At 37.4% G+C, this 25,737-nt stretch carries 30 protein-coding genes; all 30 read left to right on the forward strand.

The genetic code is table 11. The features are described from left to right. Position 1 precedes the first annotated feature (1 nt). The 30 genes from flgD to tsf all read left to right on the forward strand — a co-directional run bounded on the left by flgD (position 2) and on the right by tsf (position 25,604). Positions 2 to 694, forward strand: coding sequence for a flagellar hook assembly protein FlgD (gene flgD, locus AC1RFD_RS00250; protein ID WP_054550516.1), 693 nt, complete (start codon positions 2 to 4; stop codon positions 692 to 694). A gap of 15 nt (positions 695 to 709) precedes the next feature. Beyond that, entirely contained in the window at positions 710 to 1,078 is a 369-nt protein-coding gene (locus AC1RFD_RS00255; protein WP_054550517.1) for a TIGR02530 family flagellar biosynthesis protein, read from the forward strand. A gap of 86 nt (positions 1,079 to 1,164) precedes the next feature. Beyond that, a complete protein-coding gene (gene flgG / locus AC1RFD_RS00260) occupies positions 1,165 to 2,133 on the forward strand; it encodes a flagellar basal body rod protein FlgG (RefSeq protein WP_054550518.1) in 969 nt (322 codons plus the stop codon). 93 nt (positions 2,134 to 2,226) lie between these two features. Further along, on the forward strand, positions 2,227 to 2,448 hold the full coding sequence (locus AC1RFD_RS00265; RefSeq protein WP_048391601.1) for a flagellar FlbD family protein: 222 nt from the start codon (positions 2,227 to 2,229) through the stop codon (positions 2,446 to 2,448). Beyond that, positions 2,438 to 2,866: a flagellar basal body-associated protein FliL gene (gene fliL, locus AC1RFD_RS00270; protein WP_004269291.1), complete on the forward strand. Its 429-nt coding sequence runs from the start codon at positions 2,438 to 2,440 to the stop codon at positions 2,864 to 2,866. Before AC1RFD_RS00265 ends, fliL begins: the two co-directional genes overlap by 11 nt. Before the next feature lie 31 nt (positions 2,867 to 2,897). Continuing rightward, positions 2,898 to 3,893, forward strand: a complete 996-nt coding sequence (fliM, locus tag AC1RFD_RS00275) for a flagellar motor switch protein FliM (RefSeq protein WP_004269290.1) — start codon at positions 2,898 to 2,900, stop codon at positions 3,891 to 3,893. Then, complete coding sequence (fliY, locus tag AC1RFD_RS00280) at positions 3,886 to 5,109, forward strand: flagellar motor switch phosphatase FliY (protein WP_048391599.1); 1,224 nt, start codon at positions 3,886 to 3,888, stop codon at positions 5,107 to 5,109. Before fliM ends, fliY begins: the two co-directional genes overlap by 8 nt. A gap of 21 nt (positions 5,110 to 5,130) precedes the next feature. Further along, complete coding sequence (locus AC1RFD_RS00285; protein WP_004269288.1) at positions 5,131 to 5,493, forward strand: response regulator; 363 nt, start codon at positions 5,131 to 5,133, stop codon at positions 5,491 to 5,493. A gap of 4 nt (positions 5,494 to 5,497) precedes the next feature. Further along, complete coding sequence (locus AC1RFD_RS00290) at positions 5,498 to 6,181, forward strand: flagellar biosynthetic protein FliO (RefSeq protein WP_054550519.1); 684 nt, start codon at positions 5,498 to 5,500, stop codon at positions 6,179 to 6,181. Then, positions 6,178 to 6,843, forward strand: a complete 666-nt coding sequence (fliP, locus tag AC1RFD_RS00295) for a flagellar type III secretion system pore protein FliP (protein ID WP_048391597.1) — start codon at positions 6,178 to 6,180, stop codon at positions 6,841 to 6,843. The genes AC1RFD_RS00290 and fliP overlap by 4 nt, the downstream gene beginning before the upstream one ends. A 13-nt stretch (positions 6,844 to 6,856) precedes the next feature. After that, complete coding sequence (gene fliQ, locus AC1RFD_RS00300; RefSeq protein WP_004269285.1) at positions 6,857 to 7,126, forward strand: flagellar biosynthesis protein FliQ; 270 nt, start codon at positions 6,857 to 6,859, stop codon at positions 7,124 to 7,126. Between the two features lie 4 nt (positions 7,127 to 7,130). Further along, entirely contained in the window at positions 7,131 to 7,904 is a 774-nt protein-coding gene (fliR, locus tag AC1RFD_RS00305) for a flagellar biosynthetic protein FliR (RefSeq protein WP_048391595.1), read from the forward strand. A 1-nt stretch (position 7,905) separates the two neighbouring features. Further along, positions 7,906 to 8,994, forward strand: coding sequence for a flagellar biosynthesis protein FlhB (flhB, locus tag AC1RFD_RS00310; RefSeq protein ID WP_048391594.1), 1,089 nt, complete (start codon positions 7,906 to 7,908; stop codon positions 8,992 to 8,994). 23 nt (positions 8,995 to 9,017) lie between these two features. Further along, entirely contained in the window at positions 9,018 to 11,051 is a 2,034-nt protein-coding gene (gene flhA / locus AC1RFD_RS00315) for a flagellar biosynthesis protein FlhA (RefSeq protein WP_036080453.1), read from the forward strand. After that, positions 11,048 to 12,244, forward strand: a complete 1,197-nt coding sequence (gene flhF / locus AC1RFD_RS00320) for a flagellar biosynthesis GTPase FlhF (protein WP_115673189.1) — start codon at positions 11,048 to 11,050, stop codon at positions 12,242 to 12,244. The genes flhA and flhF overlap by 4 nt, the downstream gene beginning before the upstream one ends. Beyond that, on the forward strand, positions 12,241 to 13,116 hold the full coding sequence (locus AC1RFD_RS00325; protein ID WP_115673188.1) for a MinD/ParA family protein: 876 nt from the start codon (positions 12,241 to 12,243) through the stop codon (positions 13,114 to 13,116). Before flhF ends, AC1RFD_RS00325 begins: the two co-directional genes overlap by 4 nt. After that, positions 13,117 to 14,271 (forward strand): protein-glutamate methylesterase/protein-glutamine glutaminase, encoded by a 1,155-nt coding sequence (locus tag AC1RFD_RS00330; protein ID WP_103117586.1) that lies wholly within the window; start codon positions 13,117 to 13,119, stop codon positions 14,269 to 14,271. A gap of 15 nt (positions 14,272 to 14,286) precedes the next feature. Continuing rightward, a complete protein-coding gene (locus tag AC1RFD_RS00335) occupies positions 14,287 to 16,359 on the forward strand; it encodes a chemotaxis protein CheA (protein WP_048391586.1) in 2,073 nt (690 codons plus the stop codon). A 27-nt stretch (positions 16,360 to 16,386) separates the two neighbouring features. Beyond that, positions 16,387 to 16,833 (forward strand): chemotaxis protein CheW, encoded by a 447-nt coding sequence (locus AC1RFD_RS00340; RefSeq protein ID WP_004269272.1) that lies wholly within the window; start codon positions 16,387 to 16,389, stop codon positions 16,831 to 16,833. A 9-nt stretch (positions 16,834 to 16,842) separates the two neighbouring features. Then, complete coding sequence (locus AC1RFD_RS00345; RefSeq protein WP_004269270.1) at positions 16,843 to 17,475, forward strand: chemotaxis protein CheC; 633 nt, start codon at positions 16,843 to 16,845, stop codon at positions 17,473 to 17,475. A gap of 1 nt (position 17,476) precedes the next feature. Then, complete coding sequence (locus AC1RFD_RS00350; protein WP_004269269.1) at positions 17,477 to 17,980, forward strand: chemotaxis protein CheD; 504 nt, start codon at positions 17,477 to 17,479, stop codon at positions 17,978 to 17,980. Then, entirely contained in the window at positions 17,980 to 18,351 is a 372-nt protein-coding gene (locus AC1RFD_RS00355; protein WP_054550522.1) for a hypothetical protein, read from the forward strand. The genes AC1RFD_RS00350 and AC1RFD_RS00355 overlap by 1 nt, the downstream gene beginning before the upstream one ends. Positions 18,352 to 18,722: 371 nt before the next feature. Next, the gene (locus AC1RFD_RS00360; protein WP_492474402.1) at positions 18,723 to 19,124 is read left to right on the forward strand and encodes a nucleoside deaminase; all 402 of its coding nucleotides are present in this window, start codon (positions 18,723 to 18,725) and stop codon (positions 19,122 to 19,124) included. Between the two features lie 22 nt (positions 19,125 to 19,146). Continuing rightward, positions 19,147 to 20,370 carry an amidohydrolase gene (locus tag AC1RFD_RS00365; protein ID WP_492474403.1) on the forward strand — a complete coding sequence of 408 codons (1,224 nt, stop codon included), beginning with the start codon at positions 19,147 to 19,149 and terminating at the stop codon, positions 20,368 to 20,370. A 28-nt stretch (positions 20,371 to 20,398) separates the two neighbouring features. Continuing rightward, positions 20,399 to 21,619 carry an amidohydrolase gene (locus tag AC1RFD_RS00370; RefSeq protein ID WP_048391578.1) on the forward strand — a complete coding sequence of 407 codons (1,221 nt, stop codon included), beginning with the start codon at positions 20,399 to 20,401 and terminating at the stop codon, positions 21,617 to 21,619. A 435-nt stretch (positions 21,620 to 22,054) separates the two neighbouring features. Beyond that, a complete protein-coding gene (locus tag AC1RFD_RS00375) occupies positions 22,055 to 22,825 on the forward strand; it encodes a FliA/WhiG family RNA polymerase sigma factor (protein WP_036080567.1) in 771 nt (256 codons plus the stop codon). A 23-nt stretch (positions 22,826 to 22,848) separates the two neighbouring features. Continuing rightward, positions 22,849 to 23,151: a hypothetical protein gene (locus tag AC1RFD_RS00380; protein ID WP_048391575.1), complete on the forward strand. Its 303-nt coding sequence runs from the start codon at positions 22,849 to 22,851 to the stop codon at positions 23,149 to 23,151. Between the two features lie 9 nt (positions 23,152 to 23,160). After that, a complete protein-coding gene (locus AC1RFD_RS00385) occupies positions 23,161 to 23,739 on the forward strand; it encodes a hypothetical protein (RefSeq protein WP_048391573.1) in 579 nt (192 codons plus the stop codon). 156 nt (positions 23,740 to 23,895) lie between these two features. Continuing rightward, a complete protein-coding gene (gene rpsB / locus AC1RFD_RS00390) occupies positions 23,896 to 24,615 on the forward strand; it encodes a 30S ribosomal protein S2 (RefSeq protein WP_004269262.1) in 720 nt (239 codons plus the stop codon). A gap of 101 nt (positions 24,616 to 24,716) precedes the next feature. Next, on the forward strand, positions 24,717 to 25,604 hold the full coding sequence (gene tsf / locus AC1RFD_RS00395; RefSeq protein WP_016994555.1) for a translation elongation factor Ts: 888 nt from the start codon (positions 24,717 to 24,719) through the stop codon (positions 25,602 to 25,604). Positions 25,605 to 25,737: the final 133 nt, after the last annotated feature.

Raw genomic sequence — 25,737 nt, forward strand, 5'->3', positions numbered from 1 at the left:
AATGGCAGATACTACAACAAAAGTGACAAATACATCCATAACAGATGATCTTTATTACTCAAATTATAGAAAGCCAACGAAGCAAACAGGAAATAGTGAGCTCGGTAAAGACGCCTTTTTACAATTGTTGATTACACAATTACAGCATCAGGATCCTACAAATCCAATGGACGACAGGGAGTTTATTTCTCAAATGGCGCAGTTTTCTTCTTTGGAACAAATGCAAAATATGACAAAGGCAATGGAATCATTATTGTCATCACAGCAACAATCACAAATGATGAACTATGCAACCTTTATTGGCAAGGAAGTCAAATGGCATGAAATAACAGAAGAAAAAGATGAAAAAGGAAATCCTGTGGTCAATGAAGGAACAGGTGTAATTGAATCACTTAAATTTGTAGATGGTAGTGTTGTTTTCAAATTAGCAGATGGAAAAGAAATTTCACCTGGTAATATATCTGGAATTTTAAGTGGAGCTAGCAATCCTAGTTCAAATGGCAATAATAATGTACAAGAATCTCCGTTAGTGAAGGCTAGCCAATTAATTGGAAAGAATGTAACGTATAAAGACGGTGACCAAGAGCTAACAGGACGAATTGTCTCTGTTTCTAATAAAGATGGGGTCATTAATTACGTACTAGACAATGATAAAAAGCTAACAGATAAAGATTTTACAGTTATTAGTGAATAAAGGTGGAGAATAGTGATGGATAAGTTTTCAATTCATCGTGTACCCTTGCATCCATCTATTCGCACAGTACAGCCTAAGCCAATCAATACACAACAATCGTTTAAAGCTCATTTACAGGAAGCGTCTAGACAAGAGCTAAAAGTGAGCAAACATGCACATGAACGTATCATGGAGAGAAAAATTGATATCTCTGAACTAGAATGGCAGGTTGTATCGGATAAGGTATTTGAAGCACACTCAAAAGGTGTCAAACAACCATTAGTCTTGATGGATCAAGCAGCTTTAATTATCAGTGCTAAAAACGCTACGGTAATTACAGCAATGGATCGCACGGAAGCAAAGCAACAGTTATTTACTAATATTGATGGCACAATTGTGCTTTGAAGGCTGGACCTTCTTACGTAAGGAAGCCTTGGTGAGCTGACTGATAGAGGCTCACCCTATATAAAACGAAGGGAGAACGAAAACATATGTTACGTTCTATGTACTCAGGTATTTCAGGTCTTAAAAACTTCCAAACTAAGTTGGATGTAATTGGTAATAATATAGCGAACGTTAATACAATTGGCTTTAAAAAAGGGCGTGTAAATTTTAAAGATTTAATGTCTCAAACGCAGGCAGGTGCATCCGCAGCAACAGCTACGCGAGGAGGAGTGAATCCACAACAAGTTGGTTTAGGTGCCCAATTAGCAGCAATTGATACAATACATGGTGGTGGCTCATTACAAGGGACTGGTCGAGGACTTGATTTAGGGATTGAAGGAGATGGTTTCTTCATGGTTGCCGATGCAAATGGAGCTCCAGACCCTGATAGTGGCTTTATTGATGAAGAGGGCTTCAACAATACCCTATTTACTCGTAATGGTGTGTTTTATATGGATAGCAATGGCTATTTAGTTAATGCTGATGGTAAATATCTAGTAGGTGTATCTGCTGGAGATGAAATTGTAATGGAAGCTGATGATGATGGTATTAATCCAGATGAGGCACCAGTTGCCTCAGGTGATGAAGGTGCAAACTTATTCGATGATGATGGGGTATTAACACCTGATGATGGAACTGTTGGTCCAATTCGTATTCCAACAACTGCTAAAGAGATTAGTATAGGAGCAAATGGTACGATTGAATATGTAGACTTAAATGGTAATCGTCAATGGGCAGGACAGCTGATTATGGCTAAATTCCCGAATGCTGGGGGTTTAGCTAAGGTAGGAGGCAACTATTACCAACAAACAGCTAACTCAGGAGCTGCTTATGCACAAGTAGCCACTGTTGCAGGTATGGGTAAAGTAGTACCTGGGACAGTAGAGATGTCAAATGTTGATTTATCAGAAGAGTTTACAGAGATGATCGTTGCACAGCGTGGTTTCCAAGCGAACACACGTATTATTACAACTTCAGATGAAGTGTTACAAGAACTAGTAAACTTAAAACGATAATAAAATAGTCCTTTCAAAACGGACGTTTTAACAAACATATTTTCATATGAGGGAGGGTCGGGCCGGCTCTCATGCTAGACCCGGCCCTAATTCATGATTGAACTAACACGTCTAAATGGCAAAGCATTTACATTAAATGCTTTATACATAGAAACAGTCGAATCATTTCCAGATACGACTATTACATTAACAACTGGAACAAAATTAATTGTTTTAGAGAGTGAAGATGAGGTGCGACAAAAGGTTACTGCCTTTTATAACAATATACAAATACTATCCAACCCGCATCTACGAGGTGAAGAAGATGAAGAATAATAAAATGCTAACAATGATTATTATTTTACTAGTAGCAGTCATTCTGATTGGGGTTATTTTGTTTGTATTGCTTACGCAATTTAATAAGCCCACAGGAGCTGTTGAGCCGTCCATTGATGAGATTGTAGAGGCAACAGTGGAGATACCAGAGATCACGACAAATCTTGCAGATAAAAGAGTTGTTCGCTTGTCATTGAAAATTCAAACGACAAGCAAAGATGCTGCTGCAGAATTAACAAAGCGCGTTTTCCAAGTGCAAAACATCGCCATTCAAGAGCTTTCTGAAATGGAGCAAAAGGACTTAGAAGGTAAGCAAGGGAAACAAATTTTCCAAAAATCATTAAAAACAAGATTAAATGAGTTGATGCAAGAGGGAGAAGTCCAGGAAGTATATTTTACCTCCTTCATTACTCAATAAAACAGAAACTGCTTGAATTGGAGGTGGGCAAATGGCAGGAGATGTGTTATCTCAATCCGAGATAGATGCGCTGCTTTCCGCTATATCGACAGGGGAAATGTCAGCGGATGACATAAAAAAAGAGGACGAGGGACGTAAGGTTAAAGTTTATGATTTTAAACGAGCACTTCGATTCTCAAAAGATCAAATCCGAAGTTTGACCCGAATACATGAAAATTTCGCACGACTATTGACAACCTTTTTCTCTGCACAGCTTAGAAGCTATGTACAAATTACGGTTGCATCAGTAGACCAAATACCATTTGAAGAGTTTGTTCGTTCCATTCCAAATATGACACTCATTAATGTATTTGAAGTGCCACCATTAGATGGTAATATATTAATGGAAATTAATCCGAATATTGCCTATTCGATGTTAGATCGCCTAATGGGCGGTAGTGGGGCAAGTCATAGTAATGTAGATAACCTAACGGAAATAGAAACAAAAATTATGACAAACCTTTTTGAACGCTCATTCGACAATTTACGCGAAGCATGGGAAAATGTTGCGGAAATTGATCCTATATTAGTGGAACTTGAAGTAAATCCACAATTTTTACAAATGATTTCACCTAATGAAACGGTTGTCGTAATTTCATTAAATACGATAATTGGTGAGACAAGCGGTATGATTAATATTTGTATTCCGCATGTTGTATTGGAGCCAATTGTTCCAAATCTTTCGGTTCGCTATTGGATGCAAACCAATACGAAAGAGATGTCACCAGAGCAAACAAAAATGCTTGAAACACGTGTGAAACAAGCCCAATTACCACTCTCAGTTGAATTAGGATTAACGGACATCACTATTGAAGATTTCCTAACAATGCAAGTTGGGGATGTCATACAGTTAGATCAAAAAATTGAAGCGCCATTACTACTAAAAGTAGGTACATTGCCGAAGTTCACTGTTCAACCAGGTAAAAAGGGCAAAAAATTAGCAATCCAGATTATCGACCCTTTGAAAGGAGGAGACGAAGATGAGTGATGAAATGCTCTCCCAAGAAGAAATTGAAGCGCTATTAAGGGGCGAGACGTTGGGAGATAAAAACAACGACACTGATGCTTCAACAAATGAAGAAATAAATGAGATACGAGTGGAGGATTACCTTGATTCGTTTGCACAAGATGCATTAGGAGAGGTAGGCAATATATCCTTTGGTAGCTCTGCCACAGCTCTTTCAGCGTTATTGGGTCAAAAAGTAGATATTACAACTCCAAGTATTTCGATGATTAATCGTAATAAATTAGAAGAGGAATTTCCTCATCCATATGTAGCTGTACAAGTTGAATATACAATTGGTTTAACAGGTATGAATTTACTTGTTATTAAACAATCTGATGCAGCAATTATCGCAGATTTAATGTTAGGTGGCGATGGATTAAATCCGAAGCCAGACTTAGGTGAAATTCAGCTAAGTGCTGTTCAAGAGGCTATGAATCAAATGATGGGCTCAGCTGCTACATCTATGTCGACGGTCTTCAACAAAAAAGTAGATATTTCTCCACCGACAATTGATTTAATGAACATCTCGCAAGATGAAGGTCGAGAAAATATTCCAGAAGACGATTTGCTGGTGAAAGTGTCATTTAGATTAAGAATTGGTAATTTAATTGATTCGAATTTAATGCAATTATTACCGCTTAAATTTAGTCAAAATATTGTAAAATCTTTATTAGGTGAAACAGGAGTGTTTGAGGAACCTGTGGCAGCAACTATTGCACCTGAGGCTCCACCAGTTACACCACCGCCTGTTCAACAGCAAATACCTGTAGCACCACCATCTGAACAACCAGTTTATCAACAGCAGTCAGCACCGATGCAGCAACCGATTTATCAGGAGCCACAGCAATTTGCACAACCAGCAAGACCAGCACAACCTGTAAATGTGCAACAAGCGCAGTTTGCTAGCTTCGATACAAATGTAATCTCTCAATCTGAAGCTAGAAATTTAAATATGCTACTTGATATTCCATTGCAAGTTACTGTAGAGTTAGGACGTACGAAACGTTCTGTTAAAGAGATTTTAGAACTATCAAGTGGGTCAATTATTGAACTGGATAAATTAGCGGGAGAACCGGTTGATATTTTAGTCAATAGTCGTTTAATTGCTAAAGGGGAAGTCGTTGTTATTGACGAAAACTTTGGTGTCCGTATTACAGATGTTTTAAGTCAAGCAGAGCGTTTAAATAATTTAAGATAGTTTCAATTGGAGGAGTTAACCATGTCTAAAAGAATTTTGATTGTAGACGACGCTGCATTTATGCGCATGATGATCAAGGATATTTTATCAAAAAATGGATTTGAAGTTGTTGGAGAGGCAGCAGATGGTTTACAAGCTGTCGAAAAGTACAATGAACTAAAACCAGATTTAGTAACAATGGATATCACAATGCCAGAGATGGACGGTATTGCAGCTCTTAAAGCAATTAAGGGAACAGATCCAAGTGCAACTGTAATCATGTGTTCAGCAATGGGGCAACAAGCAATGGTAATCGATGCGATTCAAGCTGGTGCGAAAGACTTTATCGTAAAACCTTTCCAAGCAGATCGTGTAATTGAAGCGATTCAAAAAGCGCTAGGATGATTGCATGAAAATGTTAAAATCATTTTGTTTAACGATGATTTTCGCATTTCTTGTATCCTTCCTGTTTTTGTACCCGACACCGACTTCTGTCTATGCAGACGCTGATACAAATAGTGTCACGGATTGCATTAAAGACCCAGAAGCTTGTAATGGAGATACGACTGATCCAGCTGCTAAACAAGAAACAACTGTAACAGCAGCTGGAGATATATCTGCATGGGAATACATAAAAATGGTTTTGGCGCTTATTTTTGTTGTAGCTTTATTTTATGGATTGATGAAGTTTTTAAATAAACGAAATTTAAACTTCCAACGTAATCAAATGGTACAAAATTTAGGCGGTTTATCGTTAGGTGCACAAAAGTCAGTTCAGCTTTTACAGGTAGGTAAAACATTGTATTTAGTTGGGGTCGGAGAAGACGTTCAACTTTTACGAGAAATTACAGATCCTGAAGAAGTTGAAGCTCTTTTAGCCCTATATAACGAAAGACAAGAATTTGCAGCAACATCACCGTATATTGCAGAAGTATTTTCTAAGTTTAAGAGAAAAGATAGCGCGAAGGTGCAAAATGAGCAGCAAAAGCAGGATTCATTTGGCAATCTATTCGAAAAAAAGCTATCAGAAATAAAACAGGAGCGTAGTGATGAGATAGAGAGATGGAAGCAGAAGGAGAAGGATGGTAAATGAATGATTTAATCAATATTTTTTCCAACAGCGATCCAACGAATGTCTCTACATCTGTAAAGCTCTTACTGTTACTAACAGTTTTATCACTTGCACCAAGTATTTTAATTTTAATGACATCCTTTGCTCGTATAGTCATAGTCTTATCATTTGTGCGTACAGCATTGGCAACACAGCAAATGCCACCAAATCAAGTGATCATTGGGCTGGCACTATTTTTAACATTTTTTATCATGGCACCAACCTTTCAAGAGGTCAATAAAGAGGCATTACAACCATTGTTTGCTGAAGAAATTGGTATAGAAGAAGCCTATGACCGTGCTAGTGTGCCATTTAAAGAGTTTATGAGTAAGCATACTAGGCAAAAAGATCTTGATTTATTTTTAACATATAATCAAGCAGAAAAACCAGCATCAGTGGAGGAAATCCCACTGACTATGCTTGTACCTGCCTTTGCTTTAAGCGAAATTAAAACAGCATTTCAAATTGGTTTTATGATTTTTATTCCATTCCTAGTGATCGATATGATTGTTGCAAGTACATTAATGTCGATGGGGATGATGATGTTACCGCCAGTAATGATTTCATTGCCATTTAAAATATTATTATTTGTACTGGTTGATGGCTGGTATCTCGTTATGAAATCGTTACTACAAAGTTTTTAGGGGATGATACAGTATGACAGGTGAGTTGGTTATTTCCATTGCAGAGCGTGCTATAATGATTATCCTTCTAACAAGCGGTCCGCTACTATTAGTTGCTTTAATCTCGGGTTTAGCGGTAAGTATCTTTCAAGCCACAACTTCGATACAAGAGCAAACGTTAGCATTTGTACCAAAAATTATTGCTGTCTTAGTGGCCATCGTATTCTTTGGCCCTTGGATGCTATCTCAAGTTACAAGCTATGCGAGAGACATATTCGAGAATTTAACGCGTTATATAGGGTGAGTACATGAATGAATTAATTCCGCATTTAACGGTTTTCTTATTAGTACTTGTACGTGTCTCAGCCTTTTTTGCTACGGTTCCTTTTTTTTCCTATAGAACCATTCCACCTCAAGTCAAAATTACTCTCGCACTGGTTTTAGCTTGGATGATGTACTATACAATTGATGTTGAGCCATTTGCATTCAATGATGATTACATATTATTAGTGGTGAAAGAAGCACTAGTTGGACTATTACTCGGTCTAATGGGCTATATCATCATGTCCGCAATTCAAATTGCAGGAAGCTTTATCGATTTTCAAATGGGTTTTGCCATTGCTAATATAATTGACCCGCAAACAGGTGCTCAAAGTCCATTAATCGGTCAGTTTTTTAATATGCTAGCACTGCTTTTATTGTTAGCGATTGATGGCCATCATATGATTCTTAATGGAATCTACTACAGCTATCAATTTTTCCCGATGGATCAATTCCCTAGTTTTATGAATGAAAACTTTCCTCAATTTATTATCACAACTTTCACAGCAGTTTTTGCCATAGCATTCCAGATGGCTGCTCCTGTTGTAGCGACCTTATTCTTGGTCGATTTAGCTTTAGGGATCACTGCAAAAACAGTACCGCAATTAAACATATTTGTTGTCGGTTTTCCTATTAAAATTGGTGTTAGTTTTTTAGTGTTATTTACAATGATGGCCGTTATGATTCAAGTTATTCAAAAGCTTATTACGATTATGATTTATGGGATGCGTGATTTAATGGCCATTTTAGGTGGTGGATAATATGAGACTACTACTGAATTTAGAGCTACAATTTTTTGCGGGTGAAAAAACAGAAAAGGCAACCCCTAAGAAACGACAGGATGCTCGGAAAAAAGGGCAAGTTGTCAAGAGTCAAGATATTTCTAGCGCCATTGTAATGTTAATGGTATTTATCTTTTTGTTTTTCTTTGCAGGCTCTTTGCGTGACGAGCTATTAGCTTTTTTCAGGCAAACCTTTATTCATAACATACGCATCGAATCACTGACTATTGATAGTGTGATGCACCTATTTACAGAAACTTTGATTCAAATGGCTTTTATCATTGTGCCCATTATGGCAATTGCATTTGTCGGAGCACTTGCAGGTAACTTTTTGCAATTTGGTTTTCTTTTTACGTTAGAGCCAATGAAGTTTGATTTGAAAAAGATGGACCCTATTAAAGGGTTAAAAAAGATATTTTCTGTCAAAGCCATTGTGGAGTTAATAAAGTCTGTTTTAAAGATTGGTTTTATCGGAAGTGTTACAACAATTATTATTTGGTCAAACTTACCAGAAGTTTTGGCGTTATCGTTTAAAAGTCCATGGATGACTCTCATTACGGTAGGGAAGCTTGTTGGTATTATGGGTATAGCAGCTTCTTTAGTATTACTTTGTGTATCCGTTTTAGACTGGATGTATCAAAAACATGAGTATGAAAAAAATCTTAAAATGTCTAAGCAAGATATTAAAGATGAATATAAAAATAGTGAGGGTGACCCCCTAATCAAATCAAAAATCAAACAACGCCAACGTGAGATGGCGATGAGACGTATGATGTCAGAGGTTCCGAGTGCGGATGTAGTTATTACCAATCCTACTCACTATGCAATTGCCCTCAAATATAATGAGGACAGTATGGATGCTCCTCGTGTTATTGCGAAGGGGACAGACTTTATTGCTCAAAAAATTAAACTGATCGCCAAAGAACATGATGTAATAATGGTTGAAAATCGACCTTTAGCACGAGCTATGTATGACCAGGTAGAAATAGGCGATCAGGTACCAGAAGAATTTTTCAAAGCAGTAGCAGAGATACTCGCTTATGTTTACCGTATTAAGCGAAAAATTTAAGGCTTTTTGTAGGAGGGACACAAATGAAAGTTCGCGATATTGGGGTTTTAGGTGCGGTTATTTTAATCGTTGCGATGCTCATCATCCCTCTTCCTCCGTGGATGTTAAGTTTTTTAATTGTCATTAATATTACATTAGGATTAATTGTACTGCTCACAGCAATGAGTATGAAAGAAGCATTGGATTTTTCCATTTTTCCTTCGGTAATTTTACTATTAACTTTGTTCCGATTAGGACTAAGTGTTTCCACTACTCGTGCCATCTTAGCAAATGGAGATGCAGGTTCGGTCGTTGAAACTTTTGGTGATTTCGTAGTTGGAGGAAATATACTTGTTGGTTTAGTCGTCTTCTTAATTTTAGTGTTAATTCAGTTTATTGTAATTACAAAAGGTGCAGAACGAGTAGCAGAAGTAGCGGCACGTTTCACACTTGATGCGATGCCAGGTAAACAAATGAGTATTGATGCTGACTTAAATGCGGGGATTATTTCCGAAAAAGAAGCGCGCGAGCGACGTGAAAAAGTTGCAGGGGAAGCGGACTTTTACGGTGCAATGGATGGTGCCACGAAATTTGTAAAAGGGGATGCCATCGCTTCAATGGTAATGGTTATTATCAATCTATTATTTGGTATCATCATTGGCGTTGTACAAATGGGGCTTCCATTTGCAGAAGCAGCAACACATTTTTCGAAACTAACAGTTGGGGACGGTATTGTATCCCAAATTCCTGCCTTGCTTATTTCGACTGCTACAGGAATTGTCGTAACACGAGCCTCTTCTAAAGGTAGTCTTGGTCAAGACATTACAGGCCAATTATTTGCTCAAGCTAAGCTGCTTTATGTAGCAGGAGGTACCATTGTATTACTAGGGCTATTTACGCCAATACCAAACTGGGTAACGCTGCCAATAGGTCTTTCATTAATTGCGGGAGCTTATATGATGGAACGTAAGAAGCCAGAGGATGAAGAAGAATTACAGGAGATTGAAGAAGAAGTGGCTACTGACGGCATGAAGAGCCCTGAGAATGTTGTGAATTTATTAAATGTGGACCCAATTGAATTCGAATTTGGTTATGGATTAATTCCCTTAGTAGATGCCGCTCAAGGTGGAGATTTATTAGACCGTGTTATCATGATTCGTCGACAGCTTGCCTTGGAGTTAGGTATCGTGATCCCAGTAGTCCGTATTCGAGACAATATTCAGCTTCAACCAAATGAATATCGAATTAAAATAAAGGGGAACGAAATGGCACGAGGCGAACTTTTACTAGATCATTATTTAGCGATGAGCCCTGGAGACGATGATTCTATTGAGGGTATTGATACTGTCGAGCCATCATTTGGATTACCAGCTAAATGGATTACAGAGCAAGTAAAAGAGGATGCGGAAATGTATGGTTATACAGTTGTGGACCCACCAAGTGTGGTGTCAACACATTTAACTGAAATAATTCGAGCAAATGCTCATGAGTTATTAGGCCGTCAAGAGACAAAGCAGTTAATCGATCACTTACGCGAATCCCATCCAATTTTAGTAGAAGAATTAACACCTGCACCTTTATCTACTGGAGAAATCCAAAAGGTACTGGGTAAGCTTCTTCGGGAGAATGTATCAGTGCGTAACTTACCTATTATTTTTGAGACACTTGCAGACTATGCAAAATTAACGAGTGATACAGATATCTTAGCTGAATATGTGCGTCAAGCATTAGCTCGTCAAATTACAGCGCAATATGTTGGGGATAGTTCAGTATTAAAGGTGATTACGGTTTCAGGTAAAGTAGAAAAAATGATTGCTGATAGTATCCAACAAACGGATCACGGTAATTATTTAGCTATGGACCCACAAGATTCTCAAACAGTATTAGAAACTATTGCAGCGGAAGTAGAGCGTGTTTCGTTTATGGAGCAATCAGCTATTATATTATGCTCGCCAGCCGTTCGGATGTATTTACGACAACTAACGGAGCGTTATTTCCCACAAATTCCGGTTCTATCTTATAATGAATTGGATGCTTCGGTTGAAATTCAAAGTGTTGGGGTGGTGAATGTTCAATGAAAATGAAAAAGTATTATGCATCATCCATACCAGAGGCGATGAAGCAAGTGCGAGCAGAATTAGGTGAGGACGCAGTCATTTTAAATTCAAAAGTCGTCATCACAAAGAAATTTTTTGGCATGATAAAAAAGAAAAGTTTTGAAGTGGTTGCGGGTATTGATGCAATGGAGCCCCAGCAGGTGGCTTCAGTTCCAACACCAGCTGTACTGCCTGTAGTAAAAAAAGAGAATGCAAGGTTACAAGAGATTACAAATGCTATTCAAGCAAAAATGCATCAGGAACCACCCCTTGATGTAGCAGCAGTACATGAGGACGCTAGCATGTCAGAAGAATTGAGAAAAGAAATTGCTGATTTAAAATCATTAATGCAATCGATGCATAAAAAGACTACCCAAGCTCAATATCCCGATGAACTCTTACCCTTCATTGAATACTTAAGACAGCAAGAGCTAAGTGAAGAGCTCATCACAACGATAGGTGATGAGCTTTTTATGCATTTTAAAGAAGCATCCGAAATAAATTTTTCACAATGTAAATTGATAGCAAAAAATTTATTACGTAAGAAGCTAGAAGTACTTCCAGTCGGAGGATTATCCTACGAAAGAAAATATATAAACATTTTAGGGCCAACAGGGGTTGGTAAGACTACAACTATTGCTAAAATGGCTGCTAGAGCTGTGTTAGAAAAAAAGAAAAAGATTGGCTTTATTACGACAGATACTTATCGGATTGCGGCAATAGAGCAGCTTAAAACATATGCTGGTCTTTTACAAGCTCCTGTAGAAATTGCTTACAATGCAACAGATTTTGAACAAGCAATCCAGAGATTATCACATTTAGATTTGGTTTTTATTGATACAGCTGGTCGAAATTATAAAGAAGTCAAGTATGTTGATGATCTCCAACGCCTTATAAAATTCGATGATCATGCAGAATCTTATTTAGTGCTTGCAATGACAACGAAAGAAAGGGATATGGAGAATATTGTAGATCAATTTAAACAATTACCAATTCAAAAATTTATTTTTACAAAAATTGATGAAACAAATTCTATTGGCACAATGATCAATTTAATGATTAAATATAATAAAGGACTTGCTTACTATACGAATGGTCAAGAAGTACCAGAAGATATTGAAGAAGCTGATTTAGAAGCAGTACTTAATTTGTTTTTTCAAGGTGAAGAAAAATGAGAGACCAAGCTGAAGCATTACGCTTAAAAATGATGAAACAGCAAGGCGAACTAGGTAGAGCGATTGCAGTTGTAAGTGGCAAAGGTGGAGTAGGTAAAAGTAACTTCACAATGAACTTTGCCATGACTTTAGCCCAAAAGGGAAAAAGAGTTGTCATTGTAGACATGGATATTGGGATGGGGAATATCCATATCTTAATTGGGAAAAATGCTTCTTATAGTTTAAAAGATTACTTAGAAGGAAATAAGCAACTAGATGAGGTAATATTTGAAGGGCCTTACGATTTAAGGTATATTTCAGGTGGGTCAGGTATGACGAGTGTGCTTGATTGGTCTCATAGTATGTTTGAACGACTTATTCAAGCATTTGAAGAACTTCAAAAAAACTATGATTATATTTTATTTGATATGGGCGCTGGTGCTACTAATTGGTCGTTAGATTTACTCACATCTATTGATGAAATTATCGTCATTTCAACAGCGGAACCTACTTCTATTACAGATGCGTACTCCATGATGAAATATATTCATGTTCGAGATCCAGATAAGCAGTTTTATATTCTCTGTAACCGCGCTTTCAGTAAAGAAGAAGGAATAGAAACGAATGAACGTTTACAGTTAACAATGAAACGTTTTTTAGACAAAGAAACGATCATTCTTGGTTCATTACCTGAAGACCCTGTTGTGCGTAAGGCAGTGCGCGAGCAAGTGCCATTCTCACTTGCTTATCCAGACGCATTAATATCAAAGACATTGCAACTTATAGTCGTTCGTTTTATGGAGCAACGTGCGGGGGAAATACATGCACATGATCAAACAACGAAAAAATTTTTAACGAAACTTAGAAGTATTTTCTCGAAAGGGCGTGATTAATTGGACTTTTTGCATAAAAGCAAGCTTTTAGTTGTGGATGATTCTGCTTTTATGAGAAAGCTAATTAGTGACTTTTTTGTTGGCAACTCGAAGGTGGAAGTAGTTGGAACAGCTCGAAATGGAAAAGATGCGATCAAAAAGATACAATCGTTGAAGCCAAACGTTGTGACAATGGATATTGAGATGCCTGAAATGAATGGGCTCGATGCTTTAAAAGAAATTATGATACAATGTCCAGTTCCTGTAGTAATGCTCTCAAGTACCACTCAACGTGGGACAGAAAATGCAATTGCTGCAATTGAGGGCGGGGCAGTAGATTTTGTTGCCAAGCCGAGCGGGACCATCTCCCTTGATTTACATAAAATTCAAAATGAACTTGTGCACAAAGTGGAACAAGCTGCAACGGTGCCAATTTCCAAATTGAAAAAACCTTCTGGTAGTAAACGACAACAAGAACAAGTGACAAGGGTGAGTACCGTAATAAAGGAACCACAACAGCATGGACGAACAAATACGTCTATTAATGTTGTTTCTACTAAGGTAGCCGTAACTAAACCAATGGTAGAATGGAGTAAAATAGGAAAGAAGATTGTGTTAATTGGCACATCAACAGGAGGACCTCGCGCACTTCAGGAGGTTGTTACTAAAATTCCTAAGTCTATTCAAGCTCCCATATTAATTGTACAGCATATGCCTGCTGGATTTACTAAATCGCTTGCTAACCGACTTGATCAGCTAAGTGAAATTTCTGTTAAAGAAGCTGAACAGGGCGATATTTTGCAAAATGGAGTAGCTTATATTGCACCAGGTGGATATCATTTAAAACTTAGAAAAGTAGGGACAACTTTTGGCATTGTTCTTGATAATCAAGAAGCACCAAGATCTGGCCATCGACCTTCTGTAGATGTAATGTTCGAAGATGTTAGTCAATATAAAGATTTTGATAAAGTAGCAGTGATTATGACAGGTATGGGTCATGATGGCTCTAATGGTCTAAAAGCATTAAAAAATACTGGCAATGTCATTGCTATTGCAGAATCAGCTGAAACTTGCATTGTATATGGTATGCCAAAAGCAGCAGTAGAAACGCAACTTGTTGATGAAGTTGCAGATGTAGATGATATTGCACAAACAATAATGAAATATTTGCCTTAAAAGGGGTGTCCTCTTATGGAAGTCAATCAATATTTAGAGATGTTTATTGAAGAAAGTAAAGAGCATTTACAAGCGTGTAGTGAACATTTATTAGAATTAGAAAAAAATCCAGACGATTTGGCAATTGTTGGGGAAATATTCCGCTCTGCACACACATTAAAAGGTATGTCTGCCACAATGGGCTTCGAAGATTTAGCAGATTTAACCCATAAAATGGAGAATGTTTTAGATGCCATCCGTAACGAGAAGATTCATGTTACACCTGAAATTTTAGATGTCGTATTTGAATCTGTTGATCATTTAGAAGAAATGGTAATGGATATTGCTAACGGTGGAGATGGTAAGCGTGATGTTTCCTCAACTGTCGCACAACTAAAGCGTATAGAACTAGGTGAGGAAGTAATACCAGAGGTGGTAGCAACGGTTGCTGCACCGGTTGTTGAAAGTGTATTAGAATATGATTCGTTTGAACAAACAGTCATTACACAATCGGCTGAACAAGGCTTTAATGCTTTTGAAATTTCAGTAACATTACGTGAGGATTGCCTTCTTAAGGCAGCACGTGTATTTATGGTGTTTGAGATTTTAGAAAAAGATGGGGATGTCATTAAATCAAGTCCATCTGTTGAAAAGCTAGAAGATGAGCAGTTTGATCAACAATTTTATGTAGCCTTTGTCACAAAAACAACAGCTGAGGATATGCAGAAAAAGCTAATGAAAGTTTCTGAAGTTGATGAGGTTATTGTGACTACAATTGACCAAAGGAAATTTAGTGAAAAAGTATTTGAAGCGCACCAAGAAGTAGCAGCAACTGCAACAGCAGTGGCTGAGGTAGCCGCAATACCAACAAATACGCCTGCTGCTAAAGCCGAGCCTGTTGCAAAACCTGCTAAAGAAGCTACACCTTCCAAGGCTGACAAAAATCATGCACCTGTAGGTAATAAAACAATTCGTGTAAATATTGAACGTCTAGATATTTTAATGAACTTGTTTGAAGAGCTTGTCATTGATCGTGGTCGATTGCAATCTATCTCTACTGAAGTAAATCATGGAGAACTAAATGAAACAGTAGAGCGTATGAGTCGTGTGATGGGTGATTTGCAAACTATTATTTTAACAATGCGAATGGTACCTGTAGAAACAGTTTTCAATCGTTTCCCGAAAATGATTCGTCAACTATCACGTGATTTAAATAAGAAAATCAACCTTGAAATTATTGGTGCTGAAACCGAACTAGATCGTACAGTAATTGATGAAATTGGAGATCCGCTTGTTCACTTGATTCGTAATTCTGTGGATCATGGCATTGAGAATCCAACTGCTCGTCGTGCAAAAGGCAAGCCTGAAGAAGGAACGGTCGTATTGCGTGCCTATCATAGCGGAAATTACGTCTTTATTGAAATTGAAGACGATGGCGCGGGCATAAATCGAGAAAAAGTATTAGCGAAAGCTATTTCAAAAGGTATTGTTACACAAGAACAATCCTATTCAATGTCTGATAAACAAATTAATGAGCTTATTCTAGCTTCAGGCTTCTCCACTGCAGATGTTATTTCAGATGTATCTGGTCGTGGAGTAGGTTTAGATGTTGTAAAAACAACGATTGAATCACTAGGTGGCAATATTTCAATTGAATCAACACAGGATGTTGGATCCATCTTCTCGATTCAATTACCACTGACATTATCAATTATTTCAGTTATGCTTGTGGAGATTGAAAAGGAAATTTATGCAATTCCACTATCTTCTATTATTGAAACATCTATTATCCGTTCATCAGAGATTATGAATGCGCATAATCAAAAAGTAATCGACTTCCGTGGCAAAGTTGTTCCGTTGGTATTCTTAGAGGAAATCTTTGAGGTACCTCGTCAAGAGCATCAAGATGAAGAATTCCACTCAGTAGTGATCGTCCGTAAAGGTGAAAAACTTGCTGGTTTAGTGGTGGATTCATTCATTGGCCAACAAGAAATTGTCTTGAAGTCTTTAGGAAATTACTTAACAAATATCTTTGCCATTTCAGGAGCAACAATCTTAGGCAATGGTAAAGTAGCCTTAATTGTAGATTGCAACGCACTAATTAAATAAGGTGAATGAATAAGAGAGGTGTAAAGTATGACAAATGCAGTGGAGCAAGAAAGTATTAAAGTAATAGTTTTTCAGTTAGCAGATAAAGAATATGCAATTCCAGTGTCCCATGTTCAAGGAATTGAGAAATTAATGCATATTACTCGTGTACCGAAAACAGCGAAATACGTAAAAGGTGTAATCAATCTACGAGGTGTTGTCACACCAATTGTGGATTTACGTGAACGTTTTGAATTACCTATTTCTGAACATGAAGAAACAACACGCATTATTATTATTTCATTAGAAGATATGGAAGTAGGCTTTGTAGTGGATTCCGCTAACGACGTTATCGATATTCCAGCAAGTGCTATTGAACCGCAACCAGAAGTCGTTGGCTCACTTGAAGAAGAATTTATTTCAGGCGTTGCTAAAGTAGAGAAGCGATTATTAATCTTATTACATTTAGAAAAAGTATTAAATCCACTAAAGTAGGGATCGATAATGACATTTAATCAAAAAATTACATCACTACATTTAGATGTATTAAAGGAGATTGGAAACATCGGTGCTGCGCATGCCGCGACAGCACTTTCCAATTTACTTGGGAAAAAAATTGATATGCGTGTTCCAAAGGTAGAGATGGTGTCCTTTAACGATATGATGGAGTTGGCTGGCGGATCAGAAAACGTAGTTGTTGGCATTTACCTTCGTATTGAAGGTGATGCAGAGGGAAGTATGTTCTTTATATTACCTATCGAACAAGCAAACCGCTTTATACGTCGGCTTATTTTCGATGACTCTTTTGACTTTAAAAAACGACCTGTTTCAGAGTTAGGTTTATCAGCTATGCAAGAAATGGGTAATATTTTATCAGGCTCCTATTTATCTGCCTTATCGGATTTTACTAATTTAAAAATTTATCCAACTGTGCCAGGTCTAAGTGTTGATATGTTTGGAGCTATAATAAGCATTGGTTTAATAGAATTATCTCATGTCAGTGATAATGTTATTGTGATAAATACATCCATTTTTGAAGAAGGTGTGGAAGACCATGAAACGGTGAGGGGCCATTTCTTCCTACTACCAGATCCTGACTCGTTTGATGCCATTTTTAAAGCATTAGGGGTTTCGTGATATGTTAACCAATAGTAGTGGACAAGTGATTAAAGTGGGAATTGCACAAATGGATGTAGTAAAGCTACCTAACACGATTCGAACTTCTGGTCTTGGTTCATGTGTTGGTGTTATTTTGTATGATGAGTCAAAAAAAATTGCTGGTTTAATCCATGTGATGTTACCAGATTCAAGTTTAGGAAGAGCTGAGTCAATCAATGTCGCGAAATTTGCAGATTCAGGGATTGCTGCAATGATTGATTTACTAAAGTTAGAAGGCGTTCAAAAATTTAAACTCAAGGCAAAAATTGCAGGGGGTGCGCAGATGTTCCAATTTACTTCCGACAAAGATACAATGCGTATTGGTCCCCGCAATGTAGAAGCTGTCAAAAATGAATTAAAGAGGCAGGGCATCCCTTTAGTGGCCGAGGATACTGGTGGAAATAGTGGTAGAACGATTGAATTTAATCCTGCAACGTCGATATTACATATCCGAACAGTTAACCAGGGAGTGAGTGAAATCTAATGTTTGGTTCTATATTTTACAATCTATGGGGAGCATTAATTGCCTTTTCTATTTATTTTTTTAGTACATTTCAAAAACCATTTACGCCTCTGCGAATCCTGATTGGCTCTTTTATTGTAGCAATCATCGCATTTTTTGTAATGTTTATTGTACGTTTTCTAATTGCTTACATCTTGTTTACACCAGAGGAAGATGAGGAAGCGGTTGAAGTCGATATAGAAGAAAAGGAACTTGAATCAATAGAAGGCGTAAAACAAGAAGTGCCAATAGCTAATTCCACGGTTGAATTTCAAGATGAAAATTCCGAGGAAATTGCACAAGTAGTAAGAACGATGATGAATCGAGAAGAAGATCAACAAGTAAATGCGTAAAAGTAAGAGTCGTGACTAACGACTCTTTTTTATTTTGGCTTTGGAGTTTGTAGTATACGAAAAACTTAAGTGAAATTAATTATTTTTATATTATTCATATATATAGTCCTCATGTTAGCATATTTATACAAAGGAAATAGCTTTAGATCTATAAACTCCAAAATATAAAAATGTAGCTTGTCCGGGGAATCTATCAACTGAAAAGATAGTGATTATGGCACCATTTACTGGTCTTGTAGGAGAAACACCACAGACGGCAGTGCTTAGTTTTTCACAGGAGGATGTATTGGCAGTAGCATATTTCCAATAAATGGTCCATTTCAATATATAAAAAGAAAAGAGAATTTCGCTTTTTCTAGGAGGGGAACGACATGAAATCTCATGACTTTATGAAACAAGCACTTGAGTTAGCTAAAGAAAATGAAAGAACAAAACATGGTGCTCCTTTTGGTGCAATTGTAGTTAAAAATGGACAGATTATTGGCTCTGGTGTAAATGAGGTTGCAATCACCAATGATTTGACGAATCATGCAGAGATTCAAGCAATCCGTCAAGCTTGTCACGCACTGAAAACGACCAATTTAGAAGGTTGTGAAATGTATGCAAGTACAGAACCTTGTCCTATGTGTTTGAGTGCCATTTACTTTTCTAAAATTTCTACAGTTTATTATTTTAATGCTAGTAATCCTAGTCAAGATTATATCTATCATGAACTTTCTTTACCCCATCAGGAGAGGGCCATTCAAATGGTTCATCTAGCTATCAATCTTTAATAAATTTCGGGAGGTTCAATCAATGATACCAACAGCGTATTGGCTAACAAATGTACGATTAGAAACAGGATATCATTACGATAATGGGGTCGTTATAGGAACAAAAACTGCACTTTTTAATGTACAAGTAGAAAGTGGTGAAATAAACCAAATTCTTAGCGTAGATCAGCCTTTAAAAACTGATTTGCCTAAGCGAGATGCACATGGTTACTTAATGCTCCCTTCTTTTAGAGATATGCATATTCATATAGATAAAACCTATTTTGGTGGACCATGGAAGGCTCCTTCGATTCCCACAGAAGGTCTTATTACAAGATTAAAAGAAGAAGAGATTCTACTGCCAAGCTTATTGCCTGTTGCAGAGGAACGAGCAAAAAAGTTACTAGATTTGCTCATACATGCAGGATCAACACATATTCGTACGCATTGTAATATTGATCCATTTATTGGGTTGAATAATTTAGAAGCAGTCTTAAGAGCTAAAGAGGCTTACAAAGATAAAGTTGATATAGAGGTTGTCGCTTTCCCACAACATGGCCTCTTACGTAGTAAATCCATTTCTTTAGTAAGAGAAGCTTTGCGAAGTGGAGCGTCTCTAGTAGGCGGTGTAGACCCTGCATCGATTGATGAAAATATAGAAAAATCCTTACAAACGGTGATGGAATTAGCGGTTGAAGCTGATTCAAATGTTGACTTGCATATCCATGATCCTGGTCATCTTGGTATTTTTACCTTTAAACGATTAGCTGCATTAACGGAGGAAGCGGGTTGGCATGGCCGAGTGACAATTAGTCATGCCATGGCCTTAGCCGATGTTTCAACTAATGAAGCAAGTGAAGTGGCAGCGTTACTAGCTCATCACGGTATTGACATTACTTCGTCTGTTCCATTGGATCATACCATTCCTATTCCGTTATTAGATCAAAAAGGTGTTCAAATCTCTTTGGGTGAAGATAGTATTACAGATCACTGGTCCCCGTTTGGTATAGGTGACAGCCTAGAAAAACTAGGCACGCTAGCTGAACGCTTTGGCTTAAGTGATGAACGTTCACTTAGTCAAAGTCTAAAGTATATTGCTGGCGGCATAACACCTTTAAACAAGGATGGACAGCCCCAATGGCCGAAAATTGGAGATATGGCGAATGTCGTGTTTGTAGATGCAACTTGCTCAGCAGAAGCAGTTGCAAGAAGAGCAAGAAGAGTGGCGGTGCTCTTTACAGGGAAAATAGTTGCGGGTGAGCTTTAATTTTTGAAGAAGAAAGGATAAATCTGAAATGAATTCTACTTTTTGGTTAACAAATGTACGTCTTGAAACAGATTATCACTTTGAAAACGACACGATTACTAAAACGAACTCGGCTTGTTCTCATCTATTCATTAAAGATGGGAAAATTGCAGAAATAGTTTCTGCTGATAGCCTATTAGATGATGATTATCCAAAAAAAGATATGAAACAGCTATTAGCACTACCTTCATTTATAGAAAAACATTGTCATTTGGATAAAACTCTGTTGAGCGACAAATGGCGGGCAGTTACACCAGTGAATAATATTTTTGAACGTTGTGAAATTGAAAAAGAGGTACTTCCAACCTTACATACAACTACGCAACAACGCGCTGAGAAACTACTTAGTCGTTATGTCCAGTTTGGAGTTACACATGTACGTACGCATGTGGATTTATATCCTGAGGTAGGGTTGAAAAATTTAGAAGAGGTTCAAAAAGCTTTACAAAATTTTGAAGGAAAGTTGTCTTATGAAATCGTTGCCTTTCCTCAACATGGTCTATTACGAACAAAGGCAACCAATTTAATAAGGGAGGCTCTACGTTTTGGGGCAGGATTTGTAGGAGGTGTCGATCCAGCTACTGTGGATGGAGATATTGAGGCTTCCTTACAACAAATGGTGGAACTCGCTGTTGAAGGAAACGCAGGGATTGACTTGCATCTGCATGACCCAGATCAATTGGGTACTTTTACAATGAAGAGATTAGCCCAATTAACAAAGGAAGCTGGTTTACAAGGCAAAGTAGCCATTAGCCATGCCTTTGGGCTAGGAGATGTTTCACACTCTGAGGCAGAAGAAATGGCGGACATCTTACGTGATGCAGGTATTACGATTGTGACGAGTGTCCCCCTGCGTAGAAAGTTTCCACCTGTTGGTTTATTACACAGTAAAGGAGTACCCGTTGCAATTGGGTGTGACAATATCTTTGATGTTTGGTCCCCATTTGGTAACGGAGATTTATTAGAACGAGCTGGTCGTTTGGCAAAAAGCTCAGGTTGGGGAGATGAACGCTCATTAGCCCAAACCCTTCAATTTATTACAGGGGGAAAAATCCCACTCAATCAATCAGGTGAGCAAACATGGCCAAAAGTGGGAGATAGTGCAAATATGGTGTTTGTGGAGGCTTCTTGCTCTGCTGAAGCAATTGCTCGAAGATCTCTACGTAAGGCAACTATATTCAATGGAAACTTTGTCTCTAGTTCGATTTAAAGCATAATTTATTATAAAGAGTGTTTTTTTTTATTGGGTATTATTGCTCTTTTGTTTAATTTGTTCTTTGCTCTACAGTAGTGCTAAAACTAAATCAAAAGAATTCAGTAACTTCTTAGTAAAAGCTTAATCATATCCAACTGTATCCAAGTGTCATTACACAATGAGGATACAGTTTTTCTATGTCTTTCAAAAACAAAGGAATATATTAGAGACTAAGAGAAACAAATGAAATTATAGTCGATTCTTGTTATAATATAGGAAAGATGGCAACTGCTTATCGGGCTTTAACGATTCAGGCTCACGTCTAGATTAGCTTAAATGTGGATTTTTATAAAAAACAACTAAGAAATCCTGTTGAATGATAAATTTTAAGAGCGCAAGTAGTCGTTAGTAAACAGGCGTGAAAAAGCGTTTTTTAGAGAGGTGGATTTCATGACACAACCAATTCTGAACGATGAGCAAAAACTGTGGAATCGCTGGATACATGAGCGTGATCCCGATGCTGGTGATTTACTTATAAAAAAATACATTTCTTTAGTATCTTATCATGTCCAACGTATTGGTGCAGGTCTGCCCAAAAGCGTATCACGAGACGATTTAACGAGCTTAGGGATGGTAGGACTTTTTGATGCATTAAATAAATTTGACATTAACAGAGATTTAAAATTTGATACATATGCTTCGTTTAGAGTAAGAGGAGCCATCATCGATGGTTTACGAAAAGAAGACTGGTTACCACGGTCAGCGCGTGAAAAAGCCAAAAAATTAGATGCACAAATTGAACAACTAGAACAAAAATATATGCGTCATGTAACACCTGAGGAACTTGCGGAGCATATGGAAGTATCTGTTGAAGATGTTTATCAAACTGTGCAAGAGCATTTTTTTTCAAATGTTCTTTCTATTAATGAACAACAGGACCAAGAAGAAACAGATGGCAAGTCATTTGTCATACGAGACGATACAACAAAAACACCTGAGCAAGCTATCATTAAATCAGAATTGTTAGATGATCTTGCGGAAAATATTCAGAAACTCAATGAAAAAGAACAGCTTGTCCTTAGTTTATTTTACACGGAGGAGTTAACCTTGACAGAAATTGGTGAAATGCTTGAACTATCAACCTCTCGTATTTCACAAATTCATTCAAAAGCGCTATTAAAGCTACGAAAGCTATTATCTAGTGAAATGATTAATGCGTAAATATCCTTGAGGGAGAGATTCCAATGAGTTTAAAAGGTGTCGAGTTACAGATTGCTATTCCAAAAACATTTGAAGCAGGAAAAATGGTTGATCAGGCACAGCAGCAAGTATTGGCTCAACAAGCACATGCAAATGAAGCATTAAAAAAAGAAGTAGAGCGCAAACAAAAAATTGTCAACACATCAGAAGGTATGGATGAAATTAGTGAGGATGAAGATGCAGGTGGTGAGTATTTAACAGGGATTCATAAAAAGAAAAAAAAGGATCAACAAGAAAAACAGGCACAACATCCGTTTAAAGGGAATTTCGTGGATTTTAGTGGATAGGAGTTTACAATGACAACCATTCTAATAGCGGTGCTATTCTTTTTACAGCTAATTTCATTTTACTTTCTTATCATTTTAAATACAAAGTTAGCAAAGTTTAAAGATTTGGAAAAGAAGCAAGAACGTTTAATGAGAGAAATGGACGACACCATTAGTGTGTATTTAGCTGAAATGAAAGATGAAAATGACCGTCTTATTAAAGAGCTACAAAGTGTCTCACAGTCGGAAATAGCTGCTAGTAGCTTGCATCAAACGGAACAATATATGACACCTCAGGAGCAGCCAACTTTGCCTGTAGTACACGAGGTGAAAAGTGATAGTTCTCTATCTTTAGAGAAAGATGCACGTATCTATGTACCTAAAAATATTGTCGCAAATGCTTATTCACGTCAGCAACATACAAGCTCGAAAATGGTGAAAACAGCTCCACCTCTAAAAGTGGAGGAGCAAAAAGAAGCTGAAAAATTGCTGACAGTGGAACAACAGGCTCTAGAATTAGCAAAACAGGGAAAATCACCAGAGGAAATAGCTAAACAACTGCAAAAGGGTAAAACAGAAATCGAGCTTTTACTGAAATTCCATCACTAAATTGTTGCGAATCGTTAAAAGCTATGATATAGTTGCAAATGGTGTTATTACTACACACGCATTTTGATGCAGTAAGTGGTGCTCTAAGATTAGGGTAGCTTGTTGTAGATGATAAATGCGGAGGATAAAAACCAAACATATTAGGAGGAAATTCACATGTCAGTAATTTCTATGAAACAATTACTTGAAGCTGGTGTACATTTCGGTCACCAAACTCGTCGTTGGAACCCAAAAATGAAGAAATATATCTTCGTTGAACGTAACGGGATCTACATCATCGACTTACAAAAAACTGTTAAAAAATTAGAGGAAGCTTATGACTTCATGCGTCAAGTTGGTCAAGACGGTGGTAAAGTTCTTTTCGTTGGTACGAAAAAACAAGCACAAGAAGCGATCAAAGATGAAGCTGAACGTTCAGGCAACTACTACATCAACCAACGTTGGTTAGGTGGTACTCTTACAAACTTCGGTACAATTCAAAAACGTGTTGCACGTATGAAACAAATCGAAAAAATGGAAGAAGAAGGAACTTTCGAAGTTCTTCCTAAAAAAGAAGTAATCCAACTTAAAAAAGAACACGAACGTCTAATCAAATTCTTAGGCGGTATCCGTGATATGCACGATCTTCCAGACGTAATGTTCGTGGTTGACCCACGTAAAGAACGTATTGCGGTTGCAGAAGCTCGTAAATTAAACATCCCTCTAGTAGGTATTGTTGATACTAACTGTGATCCAGATGAAATCGACTACGTAATCCCTGCTAATGATGATGCTATTCGCGCTGTTAAACTTTTAACTGCTAAAATGGCTGACGCTTTAATCGAGTCAAAACAAGGTGAAGAAGAAGCTCCAGCTGTAGAAGCTGCTGCTGAGTAATTCACGTTTACAAAAAGGTGATAAGTGGCTCAAAACCCTTATCACCTTTTTTAGAACCTATCATTAAATTATGTTTAACCAATTTGAGGAGGAAACACTAAATGGCAAACATTACTGCACAATTAGTAAAAGAATTACGCGAAAAAACTGGCGCTGGAATGATGGATTGTAAAAAAGCGTTAGTACAAACTGATGGCGACTTAGAAGCTGCAATCGATTTCCTACGTGAAAAAGGTCTTTCTTCAGCTGCTAAAAAAGCTGACCGTATCGCTGCAGAAGGTACAACTTATATTTTAGAACAAGGTAACGAAGCAATCATCCTTGAAGTAAATGCTGAAACTGACTTTGTTGCGAAAAACGATAAATTCCAAGTATTAGTTGCATCTTTAGCTGAGCAATTACTTGCTGCTAAGCCTGCATCAGTTGAAGCTGCTTTAGAGCTTGCAAATGCTGAAGGCGTAAAAATTGTAGATCAAATCTCAACTGCTATTGCAACAATTGGAGAAAAAATTACACTTCGTCGTTTCGAAATTAAAACAAAATCTGATGCAGATGCATTCGGTTCATACTTACACATGGGTGGCCGTATCGGTGTATTAGTAACTTTAGAAGGCTCTACTGATGCAGCAGCTGCTAAAGATGTTGCTATGCACATTGCAGCAATCAACCCAACTTATGTTTCTCGTGATGAAGTTTCTGCTGAAGAAGTTGAACGTGAGCGTAAAGTATTAACTGAACAAGCTCTTAACGAAGGTAAACCAGAAAACATCGTTGCAAAAATGGTTGAAGGCCGTCTTGGTAAATACTTCGAAGATGTTTGCTTACTTGACCAAACTTTCGTTAAAAACTCAGATCAAAAAGTACGTGATTTTGTAGCTTCAACTGGTGGTTCTGTAAACGGCTTTGTACGTTACGCTGTTGGTGAAGGTATCGAAAAACGTGAAGATAACTTTGCAGAAGAAGTAATGAGCCAAGTTAAAGGTAACTAATTTAGCTTGCATTTGATTCTAATCAAATAATATCTAGATTATCTAGACAAAAAAATGGGGAACACAACATAGCGTGTTCCCTATTTTTCCGAAGTGAATGAAAAAATGAAGATAATTTTCTATTCTGCCTTAT

Source organism: Lysinibacillus sp. GW823-FHT02G10, assembly GCF_058797135.1.

Coding starts and splice junctions, on each gene's coding strand:
- AC1RFD_RS00265 (WP_048391601.1), top strand. CDS start 2,227: ATGATTGAACTAACACGTCTAAATGGCAAAGCATTTACATTAAATGCT.
- fliQ (WP_004269285.1), top strand. CDS start 6,857: ATGACAGGTGAGTTGGTTATTTCCATTGCAGAGCGTGCTATAATGATT.
- AC1RFD_RS00360 (WP_492474402.1), top strand. CDS start 18,723: ATGAAATCTCATGACTTTATGAAACAAGCACTTGAGTTAGCTAAAGAA.
- flgD (WP_054550516.1), top strand. CDS start 2: ATGGCAGATACTACAACAAAAGTGACAAATACATCCATAACAGATGAT.
- AC1RFD_RS00375 (WP_036080567.1), top strand. CDS start 22,055: ATGACACAACCAATTCTGAACGATGAGCAAAAACTGTGGAATCGCTGG.
- flhB (WP_048391594.1), top strand. CDS start 7,906: ATGAGACTACTACTGAATTTAGAGCTACAATTTTTTGCGGGTGAAAAA.
- fliP (WP_048391597.1), top strand. CDS start 6,178: ATGAATGATTTAATCAATATTTTTTCCAACAGCGATCCAACGAATGTC.
- fliM (WP_004269290.1), top strand. CDS start 2,898: ATGGCAGGAGATGTGTTATCTCAATCCGAGATAGATGCGCTGCTTTCC.
- AC1RFD_RS00345 (WP_004269270.1), top strand. CDS start 16,843: ATGACATTTAATCAAAAAATTACATCACTACATTTAGATGTATTAAAG.
- fliL (WP_004269291.1), top strand. CDS start 2,438: ATGAAGAATAATAAAATGCTAACAATGATTATTATTTTACTAGTAGCA.
- tsf (WP_016994555.1), top strand. CDS start 24,717: ATGGCAAACATTACTGCACAATTAGTAAAAGAATTACGCGAAAAAACT.
- fliR (WP_048391595.1), top strand. CDS start 7,131: ATGAATGAATTAATTCCGCATTTAACGGTTTTCTTATTAGTACTTGTA.
- AC1RFD_RS00380 (WP_048391575.1), top strand. CDS start 22,849: ATGAGTTTAAAAGGTGTCGAGTTACAGATTGCTATTCCAAAAACATTT.
- AC1RFD_RS00350 (WP_004269269.1), top strand. CDS start 17,477: ATGTTAACCAATAGTAGTGGACAAGTGATTAAAGTGGGAATTGCACAA.
- AC1RFD_RS00385 (WP_048391573.1), top strand. CDS start 23,161: ATGACAACCATTCTAATAGCGGTGCTATTCTTTTTACAGCTAATTTCA.
- AC1RFD_RS00365 (WP_492474403.1), top strand. CDS start 19,147: ATGATACCAACAGCGTATTGGCTAACAAATGTACGATTAGAAACAGGA.
- AC1RFD_RS00255 (WP_054550517.1), top strand. CDS start 710: ATGGATAAGTTTTCAATTCATCGTGTACCCTTGCATCCATCTATTCGC.
- AC1RFD_RS00285 (WP_004269288.1), top strand. CDS start 5,131: ATGTCTAAAAGAATTTTGATTGTAGACGACGCTGCATTTATGCGCATG.
- flhF (WP_115673189.1), top strand. CDS start 11,048: ATGAAAATGAAAAAGTATTATGCATCATCCATACCAGAGGCGATGAAG.
- AC1RFD_RS00340 (WP_004269272.1), top strand. CDS start 16,387: ATGACAAATGCAGTGGAGCAAGAAAGTATTAAAGTAATAGTTTTTCAG.
- AC1RFD_RS00290 (WP_054550519.1), top strand. CDS start 5,498: ATGAAAATGTTAAAATCATTTTGTTTAACGATGATTTTCGCATTTCTT.
- AC1RFD_RS00355 (WP_054550522.1), top strand. CDS start 17,980: ATGTTTGGTTCTATATTTTACAATCTATGGGGAGCATTAATTGCCTTT.
- rpsB (WP_004269262.1), top strand. CDS start 23,896: ATGTCAGTAATTTCTATGAAACAATTACTTGAAGCTGGTGTACATTTC.
- AC1RFD_RS00370 (WP_048391578.1), top strand. CDS start 20,399: ATGAATTCTACTTTTTGGTTAACAAATGTACGTCTTGAAACAGATTAT.
- flhA (WP_036080453.1), top strand. CDS start 9,018: ATGAAAGTTCGCGATATTGGGGTTTTAGGTGCGGTTATTTTAATCGTT.
- fliY (WP_048391599.1), top strand. CDS start 3,886: ATGAGTGATGAAATGCTCTCCCAAGAAGAAATTGAAGCGCTATTAAGG.
- flgG (WP_054550518.1), top strand. CDS start 1,165: ATGTTACGTTCTATGTACTCAGGTATTTCAGGTCTTAAAAACTTCCAA.
- AC1RFD_RS00335 (WP_048391586.1), top strand. CDS start 14,287: ATGGAAGTCAATCAATATTTAGAGATGTTTATTGAAGAAAGTAAAGAG.
- AC1RFD_RS00325 (WP_115673188.1), top strand. CDS start 12,241: ATGAGAGACCAAGCTGAAGCATTACGCTTAAAAATGATGAAACAGCAA.